Source organism: Pseudomonas sp. NFX15 (assembly GCF_049132105.1).
GTDB lineage: Bacteria > Pseudomonadota > Gammaproteobacteria > Pseudomonadales > Pseudomonadaceae > Aquipseudomonas.
This window is the reverse complement of the sequence record NZ_JAFMPV010000020.1, coordinates 73,552-91,986: the sequence shown is the minus strand read 5'-3', so window position 1 is coordinate 91,986 and position 18,435 is coordinate 73,552. Positions and strand designations below refer to the sequence as shown.

General features: G+C 61.5%; 22 protein-coding genes. 2 read left to right on the top strand and 20 right to left on the bottom strand.

Annotated elements, in window-relative coordinates; genetic code table 11:
• Positions 1–13 precede the first annotated feature (13 nt).
• The 13 genes from phnE to ccmA form a co-directional block, all read right to left on the bottom strand.
• Entirely contained in the window at positions 14–796 is a 783-nt protein-coding gene (phnE, locus tag J1D76_RS20145) for a phosphonate ABC transporter, permease protein PhnE (RefSeq protein WP_421140095.1), read from the bottom strand.
• 135 nt (positions 797–931) lie between these two features.
• Positions 932–1,945 (bottom strand): phosphonate ABC transporter substrate-binding protein, encoded by a 1,014-nt coding sequence (phnD, locus tag J1D76_RS20140; RefSeq protein ID WP_421140093.1) that lies wholly within the window; start codon positions 1,943–1,945, stop codon positions 932–934.
• Between the two features lie 43 nt (positions 1,946–1,988).
• Positions 1,989–2,822 carry a phosphonate ABC transporter ATP-binding protein gene (gene phnC, locus J1D76_RS20135; protein ID WP_421140092.1) on the bottom strand — a complete coding sequence of 278 codons (834 nt, stop codon included), beginning with the start codon at positions 2,820–2,822 and terminating at the stop codon, positions 1,989–1,991.
• A gap of 349 nt (positions 2,823–3,171) precedes the next feature.
• Positions 3,172–3,579, bottom strand: a complete 408-nt coding sequence (locus J1D76_RS20130; RefSeq protein ID WP_421140090.1) for a hypothetical protein — start codon at positions 3,577–3,579, stop codon at positions 3,172–3,174.
• Positions 3,580–3,594: 15 nt separating this feature from the next.
• Positions 3,595–4,797: a c-type cytochrome biogenesis protein CcmI gene (gene ccmI, locus J1D76_RS20125; protein ID WP_421140089.1), complete on the bottom strand. Its 1,203-nt coding sequence runs from the start codon at positions 4,795–4,797 to the stop codon at positions 3,595–3,597.
• Positions 4,794–5,264 carry a cytochrome c-type biogenesis protein gene (locus tag J1D76_RS20120; RefSeq protein WP_421140088.1) on the bottom strand — a complete coding sequence of 157 codons (471 nt, stop codon included), beginning with the start codon at positions 5,262–5,264 and terminating at the stop codon, positions 4,794–4,796. Before J1D76_RS20120 ends, ccmI begins: the two co-directional genes overlap by 4 nt.
• A complete protein-coding gene (locus J1D76_RS20115) occupies positions 5,261–5,797 on the bottom strand; it encodes a DsbE family thiol:disulfide interchange protein (protein ID WP_421140087.1) in 537 nt (178 codons plus the stop codon). The genes J1D76_RS20120 and J1D76_RS20115 overlap by 4 nt, the downstream gene beginning before the upstream one ends.
• Complete coding sequence (locus J1D76_RS20110; RefSeq protein ID WP_421140086.1) at positions 5,794–7,782, bottom strand: heme lyase CcmF/NrfE family subunit; 1,989 nt, start codon at positions 7,780–7,782, stop codon at positions 5,794–5,796. Before J1D76_RS20110 ends, J1D76_RS20115 begins: the two co-directional genes overlap by 4 nt.
• Positions 7,783–7,785: 3 nt before the next feature.
• Positions 7,786–8,241: a cytochrome c maturation protein CcmE gene (gene ccmE / locus J1D76_RS20105; protein WP_421140084.1), complete on the bottom strand. Its 456-nt coding sequence runs from the start codon at positions 8,239–8,241 to the stop codon at positions 7,786–7,788.
• Positions 8,238–8,414: a heme exporter protein CcmD gene (gene ccmD, locus J1D76_RS20100; protein WP_007980758.1), complete on the bottom strand. Its 177-nt coding sequence runs from the start codon at positions 8,412–8,414 to the stop codon at positions 8,238–8,240. Before ccmD ends, ccmE begins: the two co-directional genes overlap by 4 nt.
• Positions 8,411–9,166 (bottom strand): heme ABC transporter permease, encoded by a 756-nt coding sequence (locus J1D76_RS20095; RefSeq protein WP_421140083.1) that lies wholly within the window; start codon positions 9,164–9,166, stop codon positions 8,411–8,413. Before J1D76_RS20095 ends, ccmD begins: the two co-directional genes overlap by 4 nt.
• Positions 9,167–9,256: 90 nt before the next feature.
• On the bottom strand, positions 9,257–9,925 hold the full coding sequence (ccmB, locus tag J1D76_RS20090; RefSeq protein ID WP_421140082.1) for a heme exporter protein CcmB: 669 nt from the start codon (positions 9,923–9,925) through the stop codon (positions 9,257–9,259).
• Positions 9,922–10,557, bottom strand: coding sequence for a cytochrome c biogenesis heme-transporting ATPase CcmA (ccmA, locus tag J1D76_RS20085; RefSeq protein ID WP_421140081.1), 636 nt, complete (start codon positions 10,555–10,557; stop codon positions 9,922–9,924). Before ccmA ends, ccmB begins: the two co-directional genes overlap by 4 nt.
• Before the next feature lie 199 nt (positions 10,558–10,756).
• Here ccmA and J1D76_RS20080 point away from each other — a divergent pair, with 199 nt between their 5' ends.
• Together J1D76_RS20080 and J1D76_RS20075 are read left to right on the top strand one after the other, a co-directional pair.
• Complete coding sequence (locus J1D76_RS20080) at positions 10,757–12,328, top strand: flagellar hook-length control protein FliK (RefSeq protein WP_421140080.1); 1,572 nt, start codon at positions 10,757–10,759, stop codon at positions 12,326–12,328.
• On the top strand, positions 12,325–12,654 hold the full coding sequence (locus J1D76_RS20075; RefSeq protein ID WP_421140079.1) for an EscU/YscU/HrcU family type III secretion system export apparatus switch protein: 330 nt from the start codon (positions 12,325–12,327) through the stop codon (positions 12,652–12,654). Before J1D76_RS20080 ends, J1D76_RS20075 begins: the two co-directional genes overlap by 4 nt.
• A 103-nt stretch (positions 12,655–12,757) precedes the next feature.
• Here J1D76_RS20075 and J1D76_RS20070 read toward each other — a convergent pair whose 3' ends face one another.
• The 7 genes from J1D76_RS20070 to J1D76_RS20040 form a co-directional block, all read right to left on the bottom strand.
• A complete protein-coding gene (locus J1D76_RS20070; protein WP_421140078.1) occupies positions 12,758–13,150 on the bottom strand; it encodes a DUF2802 domain-containing protein in 393 nt (130 codons plus the stop codon).
• The gene (locus J1D76_RS20065) at positions 13,151–13,636 is read right to left on the bottom strand and encodes a chemotaxis protein CheW (RefSeq protein WP_007980742.1); all 486 of its coding nucleotides are present in this window, start codon (positions 13,634–13,636) and stop codon (positions 13,151–13,153) included.
• Between the two features lie 73 nt (positions 13,637–13,709).
• The gene (locus tag J1D76_RS20060) at positions 13,710–14,666 is read right to left on the bottom strand and encodes a CheW domain-containing protein (protein WP_421140076.1); all 957 of its coding nucleotides are present in this window, start codon (positions 14,664–14,666) and stop codon (positions 13,710–13,712) included.
• A 126-nt stretch (positions 14,667–14,792) separates the two neighbouring features.
• Positions 14,793–15,581, bottom strand: coding sequence for a ParA family protein (locus J1D76_RS20055; protein ID WP_421140074.1), 789 nt, complete (start codon positions 15,579–15,581; stop codon positions 14,793–14,795).
• 43 nt (positions 15,582–15,624) lie between these two features.
• A complete protein-coding gene (gene motD, locus J1D76_RS20050; protein WP_421140073.1) occupies positions 15,625–16,515 on the bottom strand; it encodes a flagellar motor protein MotD in 891 nt (296 codons plus the stop codon).
• A 12-nt stretch (positions 16,516–16,527) separates the two neighbouring features.
• Positions 16,528–17,268, bottom strand: a complete 741-nt coding sequence (locus J1D76_RS20045; RefSeq protein WP_085716992.1) for a flagellar motor protein — start codon at positions 17,266–17,268, stop codon at positions 16,528–16,530.
• Positions 17,268–18,398 carry a protein-glutamate methylesterase/protein-glutamine glutaminase gene (locus J1D76_RS20040; RefSeq protein WP_421140072.1) on the bottom strand — a complete coding sequence of 377 codons (1,131 nt, stop codon included), beginning with the start codon at positions 18,396–18,398 and terminating at the stop codon, positions 17,268–17,270. The genes J1D76_RS20045 and J1D76_RS20040 overlap by 1 nt, the downstream gene beginning before the upstream one ends.
• Between the last annotated feature and the right edge of the window lie 37 nt (positions 18,399–18,435).

Below are 18,435 nucleotides of genomic sequence, written 5' to 3'. Positions count from 1 at the left end.
CCCCTCCGAAAAATCAGATGAACTGCTTGCGCAGGCGTTGCGACAGGATGTCGATCGAGCTGACCACGACGATGATCACCAGCAAAACGGCGCACGTCTGGACAAACTGGAAAGCGCGGATGTTCTCCCAGAGGATCACTCCGATCCCGCCAGCGCCGACCATTCCCACCACCGTCGCCGAGCGCACGTTGGCCTCGAAGCGGTACAGCGCGTAGGACACCCAAAGCGGCATCACCTGCGGGATCACCCCGTAGATCACCTCTTGCAAGGCACTGGCGCCGGTGGCGCGAACGCCTTCGACCGGGCCCGGATCAATCGCTTCGACGGCTTCGGCGAACAACTTGGCGAGGACCCCGGTGGTGCTGATCCACAGCGCCAGCACGCCGGCAAACGGGCCCAGGCCGACAGCCACCACAAACAACATGGCGAAGACCATTTCGTTGATCGAACGGAAGGCGTCCATCACCCGGCGCAGGGGTTGATGAACCCACCACGGCGTGATGTTTTCCGAGCAGAGGATGCCCAACGGCACCGAGCAGACAATCGCCAGCACCGTGCCCCACAGGGCGATCTGCACGGTGACGATCATTTCCTTGAGGTACATGCGCCATTCATGGAAATCCGGCGGGAAAAAGTCAGCGGCGAAGGTCGCCATGTTTCCCGAGTCGCGGTACAGCGCCATCGGATTCATCTCGGCGCCATGCCAGGCCCAGGCCAGTGCGACCAGGAACAGGCCCCAACCGGCGTACTGCGGCCAGGTACGCTTGCCGACAGCTTCAGCGTGCAGAGTGGTCATGAGGGTTCTCTAAATTGCGTCATACAGAACCTGTAGGAGCGAGCCTGCTCGCGATGAACGCAAGGACACCGCGTATCTCCCGGTTTCCCGCGTTATCGTTGACGACTATCGCGAGCAAGCTCGCTCCTACAGGGGTTAGCCGTTGGCTGCGGATTTCTTGTCGGCGGCTTCGTTGAGCAAGGTCAGGCGCTCTTGCAGCTTGGCCAGCTCGGCATCGATATCGGCCAGTTTCCTGGCCTTGTCGGCGGCATCCAGCTTGTCATCGGCGTTGACGGTGGTGCGCTGCTTGAACAGCTCAAGCTGACGAATCGGCAGCAACTGGTCGTCGCTGGATTTCAGGAACTTGCCCAACTGCATGCCCTTGAGCACGGCTTTCTCTTCGTCGGTGTCGCCGTAACTGAAGATGAAATCGCGGATCTTGGTTTTCTCGCTGTCACTCAGCGCTTTGCTCCACACCAGCGGGTCGGCCGGAATCAGCGGCGACTTCCAGATCACTTTGAGCAGCGCGGCTTTGTCTGGCTGGGTGACTTCCAGGCGATCCCAGCTTTCGGTGTTGAAGGTCGCGACATCCACTTGCCCCTTGACCACGCTCAACGCGTTGACTTCATGGCTGGAGTTCAAGGTGCGCTTGAAGGCGGTGGCGGCGTCGACGTGGTTCTTGGCGAACACGTAGTAGCCCGGCACCAGGTAGCCCGAAGTGGAGTTCGGATCACCGTTGCCGAAGGTCAGGCTCTTGGCGTTTTTCAGCATGTCGTCGACCGAGTTGATCGGGCTGTCCTTGCGCACGATCAGCACGCTCCAGTAACCGGCGGCGCCACTGGCGGCAGCGGTCTGGGCGAAGATCTCGCCATTGGAGCGGTCAACTGCCTCGATGGCGGCCTTGTTACCCAGCCAGGCCACATCGACCTTGTTAAAGCGCATGCCCTGGATCAGGCCGGCATAGTCGGAGGCGAACGTGGCGTTGATCTTCAGGCCGGTCTGCTTCTGCATATCATCGAGGAACGGCTGCCAGATGCTCTTGAGGTTTTGCGAAGACTCGGTGGACATGATGCCGAAGTTGATGGCATTTTCTTCAGCCTGGGCGCTGCCCGCTACACAGCTGGCGAGCATGGCAGCGCCAGCAAAAATGCGACCGATACGGTTCAACATGAAAAGGTTTCCTGGGGGTGAACGGTTAGGGATTCGAGGTTGATCACACGCGCGCCAGGACCAGCCGCGGTGCTGTTTCGCTGTGACGGGAGGACTCGGAACACATGAGGCTGGTGTCGATGTCGGCACCGTACAAATCGTTGAGTAACGGGCCGCTCAATTCGCAGCCCGGGCCATCGAAATGAATCCGCCCGGCCTTGAGCGCCACGGCACGCGGGCAATAACGGGTGGCGTAATCGACCTGATGCAGGGTCACCACCACGGTCTTGCCGTCGCGGCGATTGATGTCGGCGAGAATCTCCATGACCTTGCGCGCCGATTCCGGGTCGAGGGAGGCAATCGGCTCGTCCGCCAGAATCACCTCGGCCCGCTGGGTCAGCGCACGGGCAATCGCCACGCGCTGCTGCTGACCGCCGGACAGGGTCGAGGCGCGCTGTTGCGCCAGGTCCGCCAGGCCGACACGGTCCAGGGACTGCAGGGCGAACTGTTTTTCCTCGGCGTTGAACAGGCTCAGGTTGCCGCGCCAGCGCGGCATGCGCCCCAGGCAACCGAGCAGCACGTTGTCGAGCACGCTCAGGCGGTTGACCAGGTTGAACTGCTGGAAGATGTAGCCGATGTCGGCACGCAGGCGGCGTACCTTGCCATTCAAACGACCGGATGCCTGCACCTCGCGACCCAGCACCTTGACGCTGCCGCCATTGTTTTTGTCGCAGCACGCCAGGCCCGCCAGGTGGCGCAGCAACGTGGACTTGCCGGAACCGGACGCGCCGATCAGCGCGACCATCTCACCGGCCGCGATGGTCAGTTCGAGGTCGACCAATGCGCTTTTACGCGCAAAGGTCTTGTTCAGATGATCGACGTGGATGGCTGCGTTCATGGGCTTCTCTGTCTGGTTGAACAGCCGTCCATGGCTGCATTTGAGTTCAACCGACTTTAGGCACGGGGCATGTCAGCCCTATGACTTGCACATGTCGCTGGATGGGTCATTTGATGAAGGTTTTGTGAAAGGTTGAGCTGGCCCTTCGACACATATCCCGGTTTACCCGGCTTTGGCATTAACCGAAGAACCCTGTAGGAGCTGGCTTGCCAGCGAAGACTGCAAGCCAGTCGACAACGATGTTGAATGACCCACCGCATTCGCTGGCAAGCCAGCTCCTACAGGGGATTTGGGAGGTGCATGAATTTTTGACAGACACAAAAAAGGCGACCCGAAGGTCGCCTTGTCGTTACTGCCCGAACTGCCGCCCCAGTCCACCCGGTACGCCGTGGATGTCGGTCTCCTCCCACGGCCCGTTCGGACCAATCGAGCGGCTCCAGCCGTTATCCCAGCGGTAATAGGTGCGCTGGCGATAAAAGGTATTGGGCTGGTCATCCAGCACGTACACACCGAGCTTCTGATCCCAATGGCTATTGCCCCCCGGTGGTGGCGCGAAGCTGGCCGAGGTACGCGGCATTGGCTTGGCCGGTTTCGCTGGAACACCCGGCTTGCCTGGCGACGGGGATGTCGATGGCGTGGGGCTGGGTTGCGACGGCGGGATCGGTTCGGGCGCCCGCTGTTCTGGAGGTCGATGGACCGCACAAGCGCTTAATCCCAAAACAACACTGAGCAGGGTGATTCGAGCGAATGCGGTCATGGTGCGTTTTTCCTGTTATTTGTCCGGGCTGTCGATGGTCAGTGTTTGCGGCGCGGTGGTGCTGCTGGCCAGAGGCTGGCTGCGACCGATCCATTCGCCGGCGGTCGGTTTGCCGGCACGGGAGATGCGCGCAACCAGTTGGACTTCAGGGAAGTTCGACAGTTTCAACTGCGGCATCATTGCGTCGGCATCGCCCAGTTCGACAGTCACCGGCAAATCGGCCACGGTCATGCGCTTGACCGCCAGCGGCGCCGGCGGACCGGACATCGCACGGGCAAAGATGAACACGCTGTCACCGGGCTGGACCTTGGCTTTCAAGTCCGCCGCCAGATCGACGCTGACCTTGAGCACCGCCGAGGCCTTGGCGGCCGGGGCCTCCGCAACTTTGCCGCCACTGGCCAGCAGTTTCTCCTTGGCTCGGGTGATCCCGCCTTGCAGCGCTTCGCGGGATCGATCTTCCGGCGGCAATTGCGCCAGCAGTCGGTTCCAATAATCGATGGCGTCACGATAACGCTCACCCTCGAACGCAGCGATGCCCAGTAGACCGAGGCTGGTGACTTCTTTCGGGTCAGCCTTGAGCGCTTCGTCGGTCAGGGCCTGTATCTGCTCCGACCATTTCTTGTCATTGGCAAAGTACAGCGCCTGCGCCCATTGCCCCAGCAGCTCCGGCTGACGACCGCCCAATTCCACGGTGCGTTGGAACATCTTCGCGGCATCCGCCGGACGATCCTGGGCCATGTAGGTACGACCCAGGAAGTACACGCCTTCGGCAGAATCCGGTTGCGCGGCGACGGCGCGCTCCAGGCGCTTGGTCATCTCGTCCATTGACTGCGGTGCCTGGGCAAACTCGCGGGTCAGTTCGACCTTGTCGCTGGCGCCGTAATGCATGTACAGCCCCAGGCCAAGCACCGGCACCAGAACCGCCGCCAGCAATGGCAAAGGTTTGCCCAGGCGCGACACCCGAGGCGCTTCGACGCCTTCGGTGTCGGCCAGCAGTTCACGGGCGGCTTCGGCGCGACCGGCGTCCATTTGTGCGGCAGTAAGAACGCCCTCCTCCTGCTGAGACTGCAACTCAGCCACGCGCTCCTGATACAGCGCGACGTTCAGGGCAGTACGATCCTCTTCACGCTGGGCGCGACGGCTGCGCAACACCGGGATCAGCAGAAAACTCAGGGCAACCAGAAGCAGCAGACCTGCAGCGAGCCAGAAATCAATCATTCTTGGTTTTTATCCAACAGGTGGTCGAGGCGCGAGCGCTCCTCGGGAGAAAGCTCATCCTTGATGTCGGCGCGTTGCCCGCGACGACGGCGCACGATCACCGCAATGATCACCACGCCGCCCAGCAAAAGGCCGGCAGGACTGAACCAGAGCAAGGCGGTCTTGGCGTTCAGGGCCGGCTTGTAGCGGACGAAATCACCATAGCGGTCGACCATGAAGTCGATGATCTGCTGGTTGTCCTTGCCCTCGCCGAGCATGCGGAAAATCTCTTTGCGCAAGTCGGCGGCGATCGGTGCGTTGGAATCGGCGATGTCCTGGTTCTGGCACTTGGGGCAACGCAGCTCCTTGGTCAGCTCGCGAAAGCGCTCGCGATCACCCTCCTTGGCGAACTCGTAGGTATCGATGGCCGCGTGGGCCACGCCGGCCAGGCTCAAGCCCAGGACAACAGCAGCAAACCAGCGCTTCATGGCGTGGCCTCATCGACCAGCGCCTGGTACTTGGCCGCCAGTTTTTCACGCCAGACCTGCTCGTCGATTACGCCGACGAACTTGTCGCGGATGATGCCCTTGGCATCGATGAAGAAGGTTTCCGGCGCGCCGTACACGCCGAGGTTCAGGCCCAGCGAGCCTTCATCGTCACGGATGTCCAGCACATACGGATTGTGGAAATCCGTCAGCCACTTCAAGGCATCGACGTTGGTGTCCTTGTAGTTGATGCCGTAGATCGTCACGCCCTGCTGGGCCAGTTTGTTCAGCACCGGGTGCTCGACCCGGCAGGAAATGCACCAGGTGCCCCAGACGTTGACCAGCGCCGGCTTGCCGAGAATGTCGGCCTTGGTCAGGGTTTTGTCGCCCTGCACCGCCGGCAGAGAGAACTCTGGAAACGGCTTGCCGATCATCGCCGAAGGCAGCTCGGCCGGGTCGAGGTACAACCCACGGTAAAGAAACACAGCAACCACCAGAAAAATCGCCAGTGGCAACAACATCAACCAACGCTTCATGCAGTGGCTCCCGACAGGCCCAGTGCTTCACGCACGCGGCTCTTGACCTTGACCCGATAACGCCGATCCAGCGCCGCCAGCAATCCTCCGAAACCGGTCAGCAGTCCGCCGAACCAGATCCAGCGCACGAACGGCTTGACGTGCACGCGCACAGCCCAGGCGCCATTGCCCAGCGGTTCACCGAGGGCGACATAGAGGTCGCGGGTGAAACCGGCGTCGATGCCCGCTTCGGTCATCACCGAGTTCTGCACGGTGTACAGGCGTTTTTCCGGGTGCAGTACGCTGACTTCCTTGCCGCCCTTGATCACCCGGATGGTGCCCTTGTCGGAAGTGAAGTTCGGGCCCTCGAAGTGTTTGGCGCCTTCGAAGATGAAGTGGTAGCCGGCCAGGTCCATGGACTCGCCCGGCGCCAGACGCAAATCGCGTTCGGCACTGTTCTGGCTCGACAGCACGACACCCAGCGCACACACGGCAATGCCCAGGTGCGCGACCTGCATGCCCCAGTAGCTGCGGGTCAGGGTCGGCAGGCCCTTGATCAGGCCTTTGTGGCGGGTCTTGTCGAAAAGGTCGCGCACACCGGCCAGTAACACCCAGGCCGCGAGCATGAAGGTCGCGAGCACGGCCCAGTTGAAATCGCCGTAAGCGATGCCAGCCACCACGGCCATGGCGGCGCTGCCGAGCAACACTGGGGTGAGCATGCTAATCAGCCATTTCACCGGGGTGTCCTTCCAGCGCACGATCACACCGACCGCCATCACCATCATCAACAACGCCATCAATGGAATGAACAGTGCGTTGAAGTACGGCGGGCCAACCGACAGCTTGGCGCCGGTCATGGCGTCCAGAATCAGCGGGTACAAGGTGCCGAGCAGGATCATCGACGCCGCCACCACCAACACCAGGTTGTTGCCCAGCAGCAGGGTTTCCCGGGACCAGAGGTTGAAGCCCACCTGGCTCTTGACCACCGGCGCGCGCAGGGCGAACAGCGTCAGCGACCCGCCGACCACGAACAACAGGAAGATCAGGATGAACACGCCGCGCTCTGGGTCGGAGGCAAACGCATGCACCGAGGTCAGCACGCCGGAACGCACGAGGAAGGTGCCCAGCAAGCTCAACGAGAACGCGGCGATGGCCAGCAGCACGGTCCAGCTCTTGAACACGCCACGTTTTTCCGTGACGGCCAACGAGTGAATCAGCGCCGTGCCCACCAGCCAGGGCATGAACGAGGCGTTTTCAACCGGGTCCCAGAACCACCAGCCGCCCCAACCGAGTTCGTAATAGGCCCACCACGAGCCGAGGGTGATACCGATGCCGAGGAACGCCCAGGCCACGATGGTCCACGGACGCGACCAGCGCGCCCACGCCGCATCCAGGCGACCGCCCATCAGCGCAGCGATGGCGAAGGCGAAGGCCACCGAGAAACCGACATAGCCCATGTACAGCATCGGCGGGTGCACGATCAGGCCGATGTCTTGCAGCAGCGGGTTGAGGTCGGCGCCGTCACTCGGCACCTGCGGCAGGATGCGCTTGAACGGGTTGGAGGTCATGATCAGGAACAGCAGGAACCCGGTGCTGATCATCCCCATCACCGCCAGCACGCGGGCCAGCATGACCTGCGGCAACTGCCGCGAGAACACCGACACCGCAAAGGTCCAGCCGCCGAGGATCAAGGCCCACAACAGCAGGGAGCCTTCATGGGCACCCCACACGGCGCTGAACTTGTAATACCACGGCAACGCACTGTTGGAGTTGTTGGCCACATACGCGACAGAGAAGTCATCGGTCATGAACGCGTAGGTCAGGCAACCAAAGGCAAACACCAGGAAGGTGAACTGCCCCCACGCAGCAGGCTGGGCCAAACTCATCCACAAGCGATCACCGCGCCAGGCACCGAGCAATGGCACCACGGCCTGGGCCAAGGCAAAGCACAGGGCGAGAATCATCGCCAGATGACCCAGTTCAGGAATAAAGATGCCGGATGTCATGGATCAACCCTCCTTCGCGGGCGTTGGAGCCGATTGACCGCTGTCCTTCAACGCCTTGGTCACTTCCGGCGGCATGTACTTCTCGTCGTGTTTGGCCAGCACTTCATCGGCCACCACCACGCCTTCACCATTGAGCTTGCCCAGGGCAACGATGCCCTGCCCCTCGCGGAACAGGTCCGGGAGGATGCCGCGATAGGTGATGGTGACGGATTTATTGAAGTCGGTGACGACGAATTTCACGTCCAGAGAATCGCTGGAACGCTCCAGCGAACCCTTCTCGACCATGCCGCCAGCGCGGATGCGTGTGTCGAGCGGGGCTTCGCCGTTGGCGATCTGGGTCGGTGTGTAAAACAGGTTGATGTTCTGCTGCAGGGCGCTCAGGGCCAGGCCGACGGCAGCGCCGACCCCCACCAGGATCGCAAGAATGATGATAAGGCGCTTTTTACGCAGCGGATTCACTTGCCGTTCTCCCGGCGCAAACGACGCGCCTCTTGTTGCAGATACCGCTTGCGGGCCAGGATCGGCGCCGCCACGTTGAGGGCCAATACCGCCAGGCAGATGCCGTAGGCGGACCAGACATACAGGCCATGATGACCCATGGCGATGAAGTCGCCGAATGAAGCAAAACTCATCGAGCGGTCTCCAGGCTGTTTTCCACTTCGGCCTTGACCCAACTGGCCCGGGCTTCGCGCTTGAGCACTTCAAGGCGCATGCGCAGCAACAGCACCGCGCCGAAGAAACAGTAGAAACCCAGCACCGTCAGCAGCAAGGGCAGCCACATCTCGGGGGGCATCGCCGGTTTTTCAGTGAGGGTGAAGGTCGCGCCCTGGTGCAGGGTGTTCCACCACTCCACCGAGTACTTGATGATCGGGATGTTGATCACGCCGACAATCGCCAGTACCGCGCAGGCCTTGGCCGCGCTGTCACGATTGCTGATGGCGTTGCCCAGTGCAATGAGACCGAAGTACAGGAACAGCAGAATCAACATGGACGTCAGTCGTGCATCCCAGACCCACCATGAGCCCCAGGTCGGCTTGCCCCATATTGCCCCGGTGACCAGCGCCACGGCGGTCATCCAGGCGCCAATCGGCGCCGCGCATTGCAGGGCGACGTCGGCCAGTTTCATTTTCCACACCAGCCCGACGATGCCACACACGGCCAGCATCACGTAGATCGACTGCGCCAGCATGGCGGCCGGAACGTGGATATAGATGATGCGAAAGCTGTTGCCCTGCTGGTAATCGGGAGGCGCGAACGCCAGGCCCCAGACGACGCCAACGCCGATCAACAGCAACGCCGCGACGCTCAGCCACGGCAACATTCTGCCGCTGATGCCGTAAAACCATTTGGGCGAGCCAAGCTTGTGAAACCACGTCCAATTCATACTGTTTCCATCACGGTTGCTCTTTACTGTGAAGAGCCAGGGCCTGCTTTTTTTCAAAAAGAGTGGTTAATTTTTAACCAGGCCTCATTATTATTCGCCGACACTGATCTTCAGGCCAGCAGCTATTGCAAAAGGTGTCAGGGTTATCGCCAGGGCGGTCAGGCTGCCCAGCCATAACAGATAACCAGTCGCCGGCATGCCTTGCAGGGCCGCTTGCAACGCGCCACTGCCAAGGATCAACACCGGGATGTAAAGCGGCAGAATCAGCAGCGCCAGCAACAGGCCACCGCGCTTCAAGCCCACCGTCAGCGCCGCGCCCACTGCACCGAGCAGGCTCAACACCGGTGTACCGAGCAATAACGAAAGCAGCAACACCGGCAGACAGGCGGCAGGTAAACCGAGCATCAACGCCAACAAGGGTGCGAGACAAACCAGTGCCAGTCCGGAAAAAGCCCAGTGTGCCAGCACTTTGGCCAGTACCAGAAGGGGCAAAGGGTGCGACGAAAGGACCCACTGTTCAAGCGATCCGTCTTCGAAATCACTGCGGAAAAGCCCGTCCAGCGAGAGCAAAACCGATAAAAGGGCCGCGACCCAGACCAACCCCGGAGACAAGGTTTGCAACAATTGAGACTCGGGTCCGACGGCCAGCGGGAACAGCGAAACCACGATAGCGAAGAAAACCAGTGGGTTGGCCAATTCCGCCGGACGGCGGAACAGCAGACGGGCCTCACGGGCGACCAACAGGCCGAAAACACTCATACCGCCCACTTCCCCAGATCGATGTCGCGGTAACTGGCCGGCATCCGGCTCAGCGTGTGGTGGGTGGTCAACATCACCATGCCACCGCGTTCGCAGTGGCCGGCCAGGTGTTCTTCGAGTTGGGCCACGCCCTGTTTGTCGAGGGCGGTAAAGGGTTCATCGAGGATCCACAGCGGTGGGCTGTCCAGATACAACCGCGCCAAGGCAACACGACGTTGCTGGCCTGCGGACAAGGTATGACAGGGAACGTCCTCGAATCCGCGCAGGCCCACGACGGCGAGCGCCTGCCAGATCGCCTCGTGGCTCGCCCGATGGTGCAAGGCACAGAGCCAGCTCAGGTTCTCCTCCGGCGTCAGCAAATCCTTGATCCCGGCCGCGTGGCCGATCCATAACAGGTTGCGCGCCAGCAGGCCGCGTTGCGAGTTCAGCGGCTGGCCGTTGAGCAACACCTGACCGGCGGTCGGTTGCATCAAACCCGAGAGCAGACGCAACAGGCTGGTCTTGCCGCTGCCGTTGGGGCCGCTGATTTGTACCATTTCGCCACTGGCCAGTCGCAAATCGAGATTTTCGAAGAGCAGCCGCAGGTCTCGCTCGCAGGCAAGGGCAACGGTTTGCAGGACAGGACTGGTCAAGGGTTCACGGGCCTTATACGGTTCAAGTCGGCTCTGGCGCGGCCGTTAAAGAGATGCAGCATAGTTGTAATGACGACGTGTTCTAGCGAGCTGCGTCAAACTATTGCAAAGTTTTCGCCATTTTTGGATACAACGGCGCGGCATTATACATGCCGTGCCTTACTCTAAAGAGTGCATTTTCCTCAGGTTGTGACCGCGTATGACAGGCGAAATGAACATCCTCCCGCTGCCGCCAACCGTCCCGGCGACTTCGCGCCCGCAGGCGGTAGGCGAGTTGCTCAAGTTGCTGACGCCGGTGGAGGGGCTGATCAGCGCCGGCCAGACCGCCCAGGCCGAAGTCCTGTCGCTCAAGCAGGCGGACCAGACGTTCCAGATGCTGCTCAAGGTCACCCTCGATAGCGGCCGTCAGACCACTGTGCAGACCAGCAGCAACCAGCCGCTGGCACTGGGCACGACACTGGTCGTCACCCAGCCCTCGGCCGGCAACCTGGCCGTGACCGTGCAGCAAGCCATCGCCTCCAACGTCGCCACCCTCACCCGCCTCGACACCGCGCAACTGCCCGTCGGCACGCTGCTGCAAGGCAAAGTGCTGACGTCGCAACTGTTGCCGCAGGTGCCTGGCCAACCCATGGTGTTCCGCTCGATGGTGAACCTGCTCAACACCGCACTGAGTGGGAGTACCCTGAGCATCGACAGCCCCCAACCCTTGCGCATCGGCACCTTGCTCAGCGCGCAGGTGCAGGACGCCCAGACGTTGAAGTTTGTGCCGCTGAGTAGCCGACAAGAACAGCTGGCGGTGACCCAGCAACTGGTCGACCAGCAAAGCCGCCAGGGTTCACTGGACGGCCTGCTCAAGCGCCTGCAAAACCTTCCGGACTCGGACCAGACATCTGTCGAATTGCGCAGCGTCGCTGCCCGACTGCTGGCCGGTCTGCCGGATGTCCAACAATTGAGTTCTCCCAAGGGCCTGGCCCTGGCGTTGGCCAGCAGTGGTGCGCTCTTGGAAAGCAAATTGCTGAGCGGGCAAAACCCGACGCTCGCGCCGGACATGAAAGGCGATCTGCTGAAACTGGTGGCGCAGTTGAGCCAAGGCTTACCGGCCAACACCAACCTGGGCGCGATCATCGCCGCCAACACCCTGGCCCAGGCCCTGCCGAATTTTGTCCGCAACGCCTTGGGCATGCTCGGTCAGGTCAGCGCAAAGCCGTCACCTAGCGGTTTTCCGCTGCCCGAACGCCAGTTGCCAAGCGCTGAAGGCGAAGGCGATCTCGAACATCTGCTGCGCCTCGCGGCCGCCGCGGTTTCACGCCTGCAAAGCCATCAGTTGTCGAGCCTGGAGCAAACCGGCGTCACCGCCGACGGACGGCTGATGAGCACCTGGCAACTGGAAATTCCGATGCGCAACCTGCAAGACATCGTACCGTTGCAGGTCAAGTTCCAGCGCGAAGACGCGCCCGAAAAAGAACAGCCAAGGGAACGTCACGAAGAACGCGAACCCAAGCAGCAACTGTGGCGGGTGGAACTGGCGTTCGCCATGGAACCGCTGGGGCCGCTGCAAATTCAGGCGCAACTGATCAAGGGCAGCCTGTCCAGCCAGCTCTGGGCCGAACGGCCGTACACCGCCAGCCTGATCGAAAGCAATCTGGCCGGGTTGCGTGATCGCTTGCTCTCTGCCGGCCTGAACGTCGGCGACCTCGATTGCCATCTCGGCACGCCACCTCAGGGTCCGCAAACCCGTCTCGAACAACGCTGGGTCGACGAAACCGCATGAACACTTCCAATGCCCCACGCCAGGCCATCGCCCTCAAATACGACGGCACCCATGCCCCGACGCTGACCGCCAAGGGTGACGAAGAGCTGGCGGAAGAAATCCTGCGCATTGCCCGCGATTGCCAGGTGCCGATCTACGAAAACGCCGAGCTGGTGCGCTTGTTGGCGCGCATGGAACTGGGGGACAGCATTCCGCAGGAGCTGTACCTGACGATTGCCGAGATCATTGCGTTTGCGTGGCATTTGAAAGGGAAGTTTGCGGCGGGGCAGGATCCGGATGCGCCGATGGTCGAGAAAGACATCACCGAGCGCGGGGAGGATTATTGAGAATTCGAAGGCGCCTTCGCTGGCAAGCCAGCGCCTACAGGTTCGCTGCGATACCGTAGGAGCTGGCTTGCCAGCGAAAGCGATTTGCGCCCGAACGCAAGGCTCAGTGCTTGTGCAACTTGCTCATCAACTCGGCCTCAGCCTGGGTCAAGCCGCAGGACTGGGTCAGTTCGTCGACGCTGGCGCCCATCCCGACCAGTCGCGCCGCCTGGGCAAACGACAGGCTCGATGGATCGCGTTGCTCAACCTGAGCCAGTTTGTCCGGCAATGGCGCAACGATCGCCCGCAATTCATGCAGGTCCTCGCCCATGCGCACGTTGCCGTTCTGGTAATCGTCGACGCGCTTGCCCAGGTCGCGGATGCGTTGATCGCGCAACGCATCACCCTGGGCCTGTTGCGCGGCGATCAGCTTTTGACCGCGAATGTACGCCAGGAACATCGCCAGCGTGCCTGCCCAGAACAGGAACAGGACAATGACTGCAACCTCAAGCATCAATCAGATACTCTCCAGTTCCGACCATTCTTCTTCGCTCATCATCTTGTCCAGCTCGACCAGGATGAGCAGTTCGTTGTTCTTGTTGCACACGCCTTGAATGAACTTGGCGGACTCTTCGTTGCCGACGTTCGGCGCGGTTTCAATTTCTGACTGACGCAGGTAAACCACTTCGGCCACGCTGTCGACCATGATCCCGACCACTTGCTTGTCGGCCTCGATGATGACGATACGGGTGTTGTCGCTGATCTCGGCATTCATCAGTCCGAAGCGCTGACGGGTGTCGATCACGGTGACGACGTTGCCGCGCAGGTTGATGATGCCCAACACGTAGCTCGGAGCACCCGGCACCGGGGCGATTTCGGTGTAGCGCAGGACTTCCTGGACGCGCATCACGTTGATGCCGTAGGTCTCGTTGTCCAGCTTGAAGGTGACCCATTGCAGGATCGGATCTTCGGAACCTTTTGCCGCCGTCGCCTTATCATTCATACCCTGACCCCTCAAGAAACCGCCCTAGCGGTGTGTGTTCCGTGCAACGCCATCGAGTGCCGTCGCCTGTTGTTTATTTAACGTGTGTCGGTTTGTGGTTCGGCTTACTGCCGGACATGTGCTTGGCCCCGCCGCTGGCGATCAACTCCGCCAGCGAGGCAACGTCGAGCAACGCGCACATGTGTTCAATCACCGTGCCGGCGAGCCATGGCCGCTGACCTCGATGACTTCTCCATTTGATTTCATTCGGGTCCAGGCGCAGCGAGCGGCTGACTTGATGCACCGCCAGCCCCCATTCGTAGCCCTGGACCGAAATCACGTATTGCAGGCCTTGCTTGAAATCGTCGCGGTAGCGGTCTGGCATGACCCAGCGCGCGGTATCGAGCACCTTTAGATTGCCGGCCTGGCTCGGCAGGATGCCGAGGAACCAATCCGGCTGACCAAACAGCGGCGTCAGCTCGTGACCGGCCAACGAATAAATCGACCCCAGGCACACCAGCGGCACCGCCAGGGTCAACCCGGCGACATCGAACAGCAGGCATTCGAAAGGCTCGGCGGCCCACGACGGACGACCATCGGTTGCCACCGGAGGCGGCGTATTGCTTGGTGGCAAATGGACTTCGACGACCGGCGGCACCAGCACCAGAGGCTCTTCGATCAGCGGTGCATGAGGCGGCTCGACGAAGGGCTGCATCAGGCTGTGCAACAGCGGCGCGATGGCCGATACGGGTGCCAAAACCGGGGCCGGTGGCTCGATCAGCGCAATGGCGGTCTTCGGCTGCGGCGCGACAGATGAGACCTCTGCGGCGTGGTTCTGTGCGTCGCGGGCCTGTTCTTCGAGCACGGCCGCCTGGAACTCATCCAGCGCGCCTTGCGCTTCGATGGCCTTCACTGCCTCGACCACTTCCGTAACGTCGATAAGTACGTCGACTTCAGACACGAGTTCTTCGGTCGCATCTTGCAGCAAGTTGTCCAGATATGACTGCAACGCCAATTGCGGGCGTGACGTTGTCTTCACCGTCCGATTCATGAGTACGCCCCTGTAGGAGCGAGCCTGCTCGCGAAAAACATCCGGGCAACGCGATCATTCAGATAGCGAGCGTCATCGTTGTCGACCATCGCGAGCAAGCTTGCTCCTACAAATGCCAGGGTCATGTCAGGCCACCTGCGCAACAAGTTGTGCGGCCAGCAAATGCTTGAGCAATGCGCGGTAAGCGAGAACACCACGGCTCTTGCCGTCGAACTGCGAAGGCGTCAGCCCGGCACGGCTGGCGTCGCGCAGGCGCGTGTCTACCGGGATGTAGCCCTGCCATATTTCGTCGGGGAATTTGTCGCGCAGTACACGCAGCGTGCCGAGGGACGCCTGGGTGCGGCGGTCGAACAGGGTCGGCACGATGGTGAACGGCAACGCCTGTTTGCGCGAACGGTTGATCATCGCCAGGGTGTTGACCATGCGCTCCAGGCCTTTGACGGCCAGGTGTTCGGTCTGCACCGGGATCACCAATTGCTGGCTCGCCGCCAAGGCATTGACCATCAGCACGCCAAGCAACGGCGGGCTATCGATCACGGCGTAATCGAAGTCCTGCCACAGTTGCGCCAGGCTCTTGGCAATCACCAACCCCAGGCCGCTCTGCCCCGGCGACTGGCGCTCAAGGGTGGCCAGTGCGGTGCTGGAGGGCAACAGGGAAATGCGCTCGTCGCTGGTCGACAGCAGCAACTGGCCCGGCAAGCCTTGCGGCACGCTGCCCTTGTGCAGGAACAGGTCGTAGTTGCTGTGCTCCAGGGTGTCCGGGTCGTAGCCGAAATAACTGGTCATGGAGCCGTGCGGGTCGAGATCGACCACGACCACGCGCTTGCCCGCCTCCGCCAGTAAACCGGCTAAAGCGATAGAGGAAGTGGTTTTACCAACACCACCCTTTTGATTGGCGACTGCCCAGACTCTCATTCGGATTGTTCCTCCCGGCCGAACGGATCGGTCGAGAAATAGCTCAACGTGTTAATGCGGGTGACGGAGAATTGACGGCACTCTCGCGTCCCGGCGTCTTGACCGGGGTCGGTGCAGTTTGTGTGCCAGCGCGCTTCAATGCAGCGTCCGGTGTTGCATGAGCGGTGCCCGTGCCCGTCAGGCTGCGGCGCACATCGAGGTTGCGTGACACCACCAGCACCACCCGACGATTGCGCGCACGGCCTTCGGCGGTGGCGTTATTGGCCACCGGTTGAAACTCGCCGTAGCCCACCGACGCCAGCCGGCCAGGGTTGACGCCTTGCATCGCCAGCATGCGCACGATGCTCGCCGAACGGGCCGAGGACAGTTCCCAGTTGGTCGGGTATTGCGCGGTGCGGATCGGCTGATCGTCGGTGAAACCTTCGACGTGGATCGGGTTATCGAACGGTTTGAGGATCACCGCGACCTTGTCGATGATGTTGAACGCGATGTCGCTGGGCATGGCGTCGCCGCTGCCAAACAGCAGGCTGGAGTTGAGTTCGATCTCGACCCACAACTCATTGCCGCGCACGGTCATCTGGTTGGAAGCAATCAGGTCGCCGAACGCGGCGCTGATGTCATCGGAGATACTCTTGAGCGGATCGCTGGCCCCTGCGACGCCAGCATCGACCTGGTCGCTGTCCTTGACCAGCGGCTTGGCCGGGGTGACGGTCTGCGGCCGCTCCTCACCGACAGGGATCGGCTTGAGCGAGCGATCGGTGTCGGTAAAGACACCGATCAGCGCTTGGGAAATGACCTTGTACTTGCCCTCGTTGATCGAGGAGATCGAGTACATCACCACGAAAAACGCGAACAGCAAGGTGATGAAGTCGGCATAGGAAACCAGCCAACGTTCATGGTTTACATGCTCTTCATGCTGGCGACGACGGGCCATGAGCTTATTCCCTTAATCCATGAAGCCCTGAAGCTTCAACTCAATGGAGCGAGGGTTTTCACCTTCGGCGATCGACAGCAGCCCTTCCAACAACATTTCGCGATAACGCGACTGGCGCAACGCGATGGATTTGAGCTTGGCGGCAATTGGCAGCAACACCAGGTTGGCACTGGCCACACCGTAGATGGTCGCAACGAACGCCACGGCGATGCCGTTACCCAATTGCGACGGATCGCCCAGATTGCCCATGACGTGAATCAGGCCCATCACCGCACCGATGATGCCGATGGTCGGCGCGTAGCCGCCCATGCTTTCGAAGACCTTGGCGGCTTCGACATCGCGGCTTTCCTGGGTGTAGAAATCCACCTCCAGAATGCTGCGAATCGCTTCCGGTTCAGCACCGTCGACCAGCAATTGCAGGCCTTTGCGCGCGTAGTTGTCGGGCTCGGCGTCGGCGATCCCTTCCAGACCGAGCAGGCCTTCCTTGCGTGCCGTCAGGCTCCAGTTCACCACGCGGTCGATGCCACCGGCCAGGTCTACACGCGGCGGAAACAGGATCCACGCAAGGATCTGCATGGCGCGCTTGAAGGCGCTCATCGGCGATTGCAGCAACGCAGCGCCAATGGTCCCACCGAGCACGATCAGCGCTGCAGGGCCGTTGGCCAGGGCACCAAGGTGGCCACCTTCGAGGTAGTTGCCGCCGATAATGGCGACGAAGGCCATGATGATGCCGATCAGGCTGAGAACGTCCATCAGAGACACGCCTCGACCAAGTGCTTGCCAATGTCGTCGAGGCTGTACACCGCGTCAGCCAGTTCAGCTTTGACGATGGCCATCGGCATGCCATAGATCACGCAACTGGCTTCGTCCTGCGCCCAGATCGAACTGCCGCCCTGCTTGAGCAGGCGCGCACCTTCGCGACCGTCGGCGCCCATGCCGGTCAGCACGACCGCCAGAACTTTGTCGCCGTAGGACTTGGCCGCCGAACCGAAGGTGATGTCTACGCACGGCTTGTAGTTCAGGCGCTCGTCACCGGGGAGGATTTTCACCGCGCCACGGCCGTCGATCATCATTTGCTTGCCACCGGGCGCCAGCAGCGCCAGGCCCGGACGCAGGATGTCGCCATCCTCGGCTTCCTTGACGGTGATGCGGCACAGCTTGTCCAGGCGCTCGGCGAAGGCCTTGGTGAAGGCCGCCGGCATGTGTTGAACCAGCACGATCGGGGCCGGGAAGTGGGCCGGCAACTGGGTCAACACCCGTTGCAGCGCGACCGGGCCGCCGGTGGAGGTGCCAATGGCGACCAGCTTGTAGTTTTTGCGCTTTGGCGCCGGCGACGACGAACTGGCCGCCGTTGTACGGGTAGGCATCGGTGCGGGTGCAGGACGCGCAGGCGTGCTGTGGCCGTAGCTGCCAATGCTGGACGGCGCAGGAGCAGGGGCTGGCGCCGCGACAGGTGCCGGCGCGCTGTAGTGACTGACACGACGATTGCTGCGCGAAATGCTCAGGATCTTCTCGCACAGCAGTTGCTTGACCTTCTCGGGGTTGCGCGAGATGTCTTCGAAATTCTTCGGCAGGAAATCCACCGCGCCGGCATCCAGCGCATCGAGGGTCACCCGGGCGCCTTCGTGGGTCAGCGAGGAGAACATCAATACCGGCGTCGGGCAGCGCTGCATGATGTGCCGCACGGCCGTGATGCCGTCCATCATCGGCATCTCGTAGTCCATGGTGATCACGTCCGGCTTGAGGGCCAGCGCCTGATCAATCGCCTCTTTGCCGTTGGTCGCCGTGCCGACGACCTGGATATTCGAATCCGCTGAAAGAATTTCCGAGACGCGGCGGCGGAAAAACCCCGAATCGTCCACCACCAGGACTTTGACTGCCATAAACACTCCATTAGATGGAGCGAGGCCAGGCGCCCCG

What these genes read in the sequence shown, in the direction of transcription:
- phnE (WP_421140095.1), bottom strand. Translation starts at nt 796, where the DNA reads ATGACCACTCTGCACGCTGAAGCTGTCGGCAAGCGTACCTGGCCGCAG.
- phnD (WP_421140093.1), bottom strand. Translation starts at nt 1,945, where the DNA reads ATGTTGAACCGTATCGGTCGCATTTTTGCTGGCGCTGCCATGCTCGCC.
- phnC (WP_421140092.1), bottom strand. Translation starts at nt 2,822, where the DNA reads ATGAACGCAGCCATCCACGTCGATCATCTGAACAAGACCTTTGCGCGT.
- J1D76_RS20130 (WP_421140090.1), bottom strand. Translation starts at nt 3,579, where the DNA reads ATGACCGCATTCGCTCGAATCACCCTGCTCAGTGTTGTTTTGGGATTA.
- ccmI (WP_421140089.1), bottom strand. Translation starts at nt 4,797, where the DNA reads ATGATTGATTTCTGGCTCGCTGCAGGTCTGCTGCTTCTGGTTGCCCTG.
- J1D76_RS20120 (WP_421140088.1), bottom strand. Translation starts at nt 5,264, where the DNA reads ATGAAGCGCTGGTTTGCTGCTGTTGTCCTGGGCTTGAGCCTGGCCGGC.
- J1D76_RS20115 (WP_421140087.1), bottom strand. Translation starts at nt 5,797, where the DNA reads ATGAAGCGTTGGTTGATGTTGTTGCCACTGGCGATTTTTCTGGTGGTT.
- J1D76_RS20110 (WP_421140086.1), bottom strand. Translation starts at nt 7,782, where the DNA reads ATGACATCCGGCATCTTTATTCCTGAACTGGGTCATCTGGCGATGATT.
- ccmD (WP_007980758.1), bottom strand. Translation starts at nt 8,414, where the DNA reads ATGAGTTTTGCTTCATTCGGCGACTTCATCGCCATGGGTCATCATGGC.
- J1D76_RS20095 (WP_421140083.1), bottom strand. Translation starts at nt 9,166, where the DNA reads ATGAATTGGACGTGGTTTCACAAGCTTGGCTCGCCCAAATGGTTTTAC.
- ccmB (WP_421140082.1), bottom strand. Translation starts at nt 9,925, where the DNA reads ATGAGTGTTTTCGGCCTGTTGGTCGCCCGTGAGGCCCGTCTGCTGTTC.
- J1D76_RS20080 (WP_421140080.1), top strand. Translation starts at nt 10,757, where the DNA reads ATGACAGGCGAAATGAACATCCTCCCGCTGCCGCCAACCGTCCCGGCG.
- J1D76_RS20075 (WP_421140079.1), top strand. Translation starts at nt 12,325, where the DNA reads ATGAACACTTCCAATGCCCCACGCCAGGCCATCGCCCTCAAATACGAC.
- J1D76_RS20065 (WP_007980742.1), bottom strand. Translation starts at nt 13,636, where the DNA reads ATGAATGATAAGGCGACGGCGGCAAAAGGTTCCGAAGATCCGATCCTG.
- J1D76_RS20060 (WP_421140076.1), bottom strand. Translation starts at nt 14,666, where the DNA reads ATGAATCGGACGGTGAAGACAACGTCACGCCCGCAATTGGCGTTGCAG.
- J1D76_RS20055 (WP_421140074.1), bottom strand. Translation starts at nt 15,581, where the DNA reads ATGAGAGTCTGGGCAGTCGCCAATCAAAAGGGTGGTGTTGGTAAAACC.
- motD (WP_421140073.1), bottom strand. Translation starts at nt 16,515, where the DNA reads ATGGCCCGTCGTCGCCAGCATGAAGAGCATGTAAACCATGAACGTTGG.
- J1D76_RS20045 (WP_085716992.1), bottom strand. Translation starts at nt 17,268, where the DNA reads ATGGACGTTCTCAGCCTGATCGGCATCATCATGGCCTTCGTCGCCATT.
- J1D76_RS20040 (WP_421140072.1), bottom strand. Translation starts at nt 18,398, where the DNA reads ATGGCAGTCAAAGTCCTGGTGGTGGACGATTCGGGGTTTTTCCGCCGC.